Source organism: Dietzia sp. KRD202 (assembly GCF_017168155.1).
Taxonomy (GTDB): domain Bacteria; phylum Actinomycetota; class Actinomycetes; order Mycobacteriales; family Mycobacteriaceae; genus Dietzia; species Dietzia kunjamensis.
Genome location: NZ_JABFAN010000018.1, coordinates 18,207 through 22,318 on the forward strand (window position 1 = coordinate 18,207; position 4,112 = coordinate 22,318).

At 72.6% G+C, this 4,112-nt stretch carries 3 protein-coding genes; all 3 read right to left on the reverse strand.

The window, feature by feature from the left end; translation table 11 throughout:
• Positions 1-15: 15 nt before the first annotated feature.
• Complete coding sequence (locus tag J1M64_RS13930; RefSeq protein WP_069390400.1) at positions 16-702, reverse strand: DUF3239 domain-containing protein; 687 nt, start codon at positions 700-702, stop codon at positions 16-18.
• A 53-nt stretch (positions 703-755) separates the two neighbouring features.
• Complete coding sequence (locus tag J1M64_RS13935; protein WP_206474514.1) at positions 756-2,423, reverse strand: DNA repair helicase XPB; 1,668 nt, start codon at positions 2,421-2,423, stop codon at positions 756-758.
• Between the two features lie 66 nt (positions 2,424-2,489).
• A partial coding sequence (locus tag J1M64_RS13940) for a helicase-associated domain-containing protein (RefSeq protein WP_206474515.1) occupies positions 2,490-4,112 on the reverse strand: 1,623 nt, incomplete at its 5' end.

Below are 4,112 nucleotides of genomic sequence, written 5' to 3' on the forward strand. Positions count from 1 at the left end.
GAGGGGAGGGGCCGCTCAGTCGAGGGGGAGCAGGCTCGTCGGCGTGGCCGAGACCTCGTCCACCCGGTCGAGGTTCTGGCGCACCCGCTCCCACTCGCCGGAGGGGATCTCCTTCTCGAGTCGGCGCAGGACGGCCTTGTCGGAGGTCGCCCATGCGACGGGCATGGGTGAGATGAACTGGTACAGGTTGTCGCCGCCGCGGGCGCTGCGGTTGCCGACCACGGCCACGCACGGCACGCGCTCGCCCACGCGGACGTCGTGACCCGGGAGCTTCTCGCAGCTGCGGACGGCCAGCGCGGGGAGCTTTCCGGCGGAGCGGTCGACGGCACGGTCGACCAGCGCCAGGAGGGTCAGCCCGCGGGGGCGCACCTCGGCGATGATGGCCGGGACGAGTTCCGAGGTGGCGTAGGTGCGCTGCATCGAGCCCATTTTGCGCGGGATGTACCCGATCATCGCCAGGCATCCGAGAGCGAAGACCCCGGCCAGCGCGGCGACGATCCAGGCCCAGGCCTCGAAGCCCGAGTAGATGAGCAGGCCCACGGCCGCGGCCAGGACGAGCACACCGAGGATGCCCGCGGACCACTGCAGCCGCCGCACCTCGGCGAGGCTCTCGTTGTGCTTGCGGACCCAGGCGTCGTCGACGGGGATGTCGGCGAGGCGGTACTGCTCGTGCGGGGCGCGGGGGGTGCGATCGGCGGCCATGGGTCCAGTATCCCAGGAACCGTCCGGACCGGACCCGCGGGTGGCCGCCGGCGTCAGCCGACCTCGGGGATCGGCGGCCCCAGCAGGTCGTCGGCGTCGATGATCCGGTAGGCGTACCCCTGCTCGGCGAGGAACCGCTGCCGGTGCGCGGCGTACTCGGCGTCGAGGGTGTCGCGCGAGACCACCGAGTAGAAGTGTGCCTGGCCACCGTCGTGCTTGGGCCGCAGCAGCCGGCCCAGCCGCTGCGCCTCCTCCTGCCGGGAGCCGAACGTCCCCGACACCTGCACGGCCACGCTGGCCTCGGGCAGGTCGATCGAGAAGTTGGCGACCTTGGACACCACGAGCGTGGAGATCTCCCCGGCACGGAACGCGTTGAAGAGCTTCTCGCGCTCGGAGTTGGAGGTGGAGCCCTGGATGACGGGGGCGTCGAGCTCGTCGCCGAGCTCCTCGAGCTGGTCGAGGTAGGCACCGATCACCAGGGTCGGGGCGCCGGTGTGCTTGGCGAGGATGCTCTTGACCACAGGGATCTTGGTCCGTGCGGTCGAGCACAGCTTGTACTTGTCCTCCGCCTCGGCGGTGGCGTAGAGCATCCGCTCGTTCTCCGTGAGCGTCACCCGTACCTCGACGCAGTCGGCCGGGGCGATCCAGCCCTGCGCCTCGATGTCCTTCCACGGGGCGTCGTACCGCTTGGGTCCGATGAGGGAGAAGACGTCACCCTCTCGGCCGTCCTCGCGCACCAGGGTGGCGGTGAGCCCGAGCCGGCGCCGGGACTGCAGGTCCGCGGTCATCCGGAACACCGGCGCGGGCAGCAGGTGCACCTCGTCGTAGATCATCAGCCCCCAGTCGCGGGAGTCGAACAGCTCCAACGCCCGGTGGACGCCCTTGGTCTTGCGGGTGACCACCTGGTATGTGGCGATGGTGACCGGGCGGATCTCCTTGCGCTCGCCGGAGTACTCGCCGATCTCGTCCTCGGTCAGCGTGGTGCGGGCCAACAGCTCCCGCTTCCACTGCCGACCGGCGACGGTGTTGGTCACCAGGATGAGCGTGGTGGCCTTGGCCTTGGCCATCGCGGCCGCCCCGACCATCGTCTTGCCCGCGCCGCAGGGCAGCACGACGACACCCGAGCCGCCCGCCCAGAACGAGTCGGCGGCCATCTGCTGGTAGTCGCGCAGCTCCCAGGGCTCGGTCTCGGTGGACAGGTCGATGTCGTGGGCCTCACCGTCGACGTACCCGGCCAGGTCGTCGGCGGGCCAGCCCACCTTCAGCAGCTCCTGCTTGAGGCGGCCGCGCTCGGACGGGTGCACCACGACGGTGTCGGTGTCGATGTCGGCGCCGAGCATGGGGGCGATCTTCTTGTGGCGTTTGACCTCGGCGAGCACCGCGGAGTCCAGGGAGACCAGGGTCAGTCCGTGGACCGGGCTCTTGACCAACTGGAGCCGGCCGTAGCGGGCCATGGTCTCGGCGATGTCCACCAGCAGCGGCTGCGGGACGGGGAAGCGGGAGAAGTTGACCAGCACGTCGACCACCTGCTCGGCGTCGTGGCCGGCGGCCCGGGCGTTCCACAGCGCCAGCGGCGTGATCCGGTAGGTGTGAACGTGCTCGGGGGCGCGCTCCAGCTCGGCGAACGGGGCCAGCGCCTGGCGCGCGTCGTTCGCCTGATCGTGGTCGATCTCCAGCAGCACGGTCTTGTCCGACTGGACGATCAGCGGTCCACCACTCACTCCGGCCCTCCTCGGGGTCTCACCGGACCCGCGTGGGTCCGACCCTTCATTGTCCAGGAATCCGGGTCAGCGGGTCGGGTCGACGTCGGAGACGGAGATCACGCGGTGTAGCGGCAGGGTGACGGGCTCGGCGGAATCGGGCTCGATCCCCTCGATCCGACCCCCGCCGACGGAGGCCGGCACGAGCAGTCGCGCGGTGGACCGGCCCTGGGCGTCGACGACCGAGACGGTGACGGCGGTGCCCGTGCTCGCCGCGTCGTGCAGGCGGGCGATGGCGGCCTCGCCGGTGTACGCGCCCCCGGAGGCGCCCCGCGCCGAGCGCACCCGGTCGGCCGAGCGCATCGCCGCGACGGCCGCCCGCAGTTCGGAGGGGGTGGCCGTGCGAGTGGGGACCCGGGGCGCGCGGGTGATGCGGCTCTCCCGGACACGGGCCACCGGCCGGGACAACGCGACGACGGCGCCGGTCGTGTCCTCGACGACGGGGGCGAACCCGTGCTCGCGCAGGGCCTCCACCAGGTCCAACGGCCGGGCCTGGGAGATGAGGACGGTCGGCGCGACGGTCCGCAGTGCGCAGTTCTCGGCCACCGGGGAGCTGAGGACCTGGGCGACCAGCGACGGGTCGTCGCACCGGACGAAGGACAGGGCGGTACCCACCCGCAGCCGACCGTGACGACGGGCCACGTCCTCGATGAGGTAGTCCAGCGACTGCGGGACGGGGGTGACGGAGGTCCGGGCGAGCAGGTCCCGGATCCCCGCCGCCGTGCGCCCGGCGTCGAGTGCGCGACGCACGGAGGTCTCGGTGACGCGGTAGGTGGTGGCTGCGCCGGCCGACTCGACGTCGGCCAGGAGCGCGAACTCCGCGGCGAGTTCGGGCACGAGCGGGCCGGGGGCGAGGATCGTCAGGTCGGCCTGGACGATGACCTCCGAGACCGGGTCTGGCAGGGCGGCGACGAGGACCGGTTCGAGGTCCTCGACGCCGGGGGCGGGGGTGCCGTCATGGGTGGTGGCGGTGTGGGTGGCGGCTCCGGCGACGGGTGCGTGGGTGTCGCCGGCGAGGGCCCTGGCCGCGCTGGTGGCGGTGGTCCCGACGACGAGTCCCATCAGGCGCGCCTCCGCCACGGTCTCCTCCACGGGCCGGGAACCCGCACGCGAGAACCACACCGGCGAGGACCAGCGCACCACCTCCGTCAGCAGTGTGGCGTCGGGTTCCGCTGCGGGGTCCAGGGCGGCCAGCGCCTTCAGGACCCGGACCCGTTCTGTGGGACCGGGCGGGCCGATGGGCTCACCCAGTGCCGGCACGGTGCCGCCGCCCTCGATCTCGGACCCGACCCTCCAGGGAGTCCGCGGCATGGACCACCACGCGAGGACGAGCTCGGCCCAGCGGCGTGCCGGTTCGCGGGCCGACCACACGTCGGCGGCCTCGGTGGGGGCCCACACCGAATCGAAGGCCACGTCGCCGACATCGGCGTCACCGACAGCGATGAGTCCCGCGGCCGCGAGGACCTCGAGCAGCAGGGGGAGCTCGCCCTCGACGAGACCGGCGGCGCGGGCCACCCGCCGCAGTTCGCGCACCCCGACACCGCCCGCCTTGAGGGTGGCGGCCGGGGCGGTCGACAGAGCGGAGAGGACCGAGTCGCAGCGGTGCAGCAGTTCGAGGGCCGCGACACCGCCGGAGGCGTCGACCCGGCC

What these genes read in the sequence shown, in the direction of transcription:
- J1M64_RS13930 (WP_069390400.1), bottom strand. Translation starts at nt 702, where the DNA reads ATGGCCGCCGATCGCACCCCCCGCGCCCCGCACGAGCAGTACCGCCTC.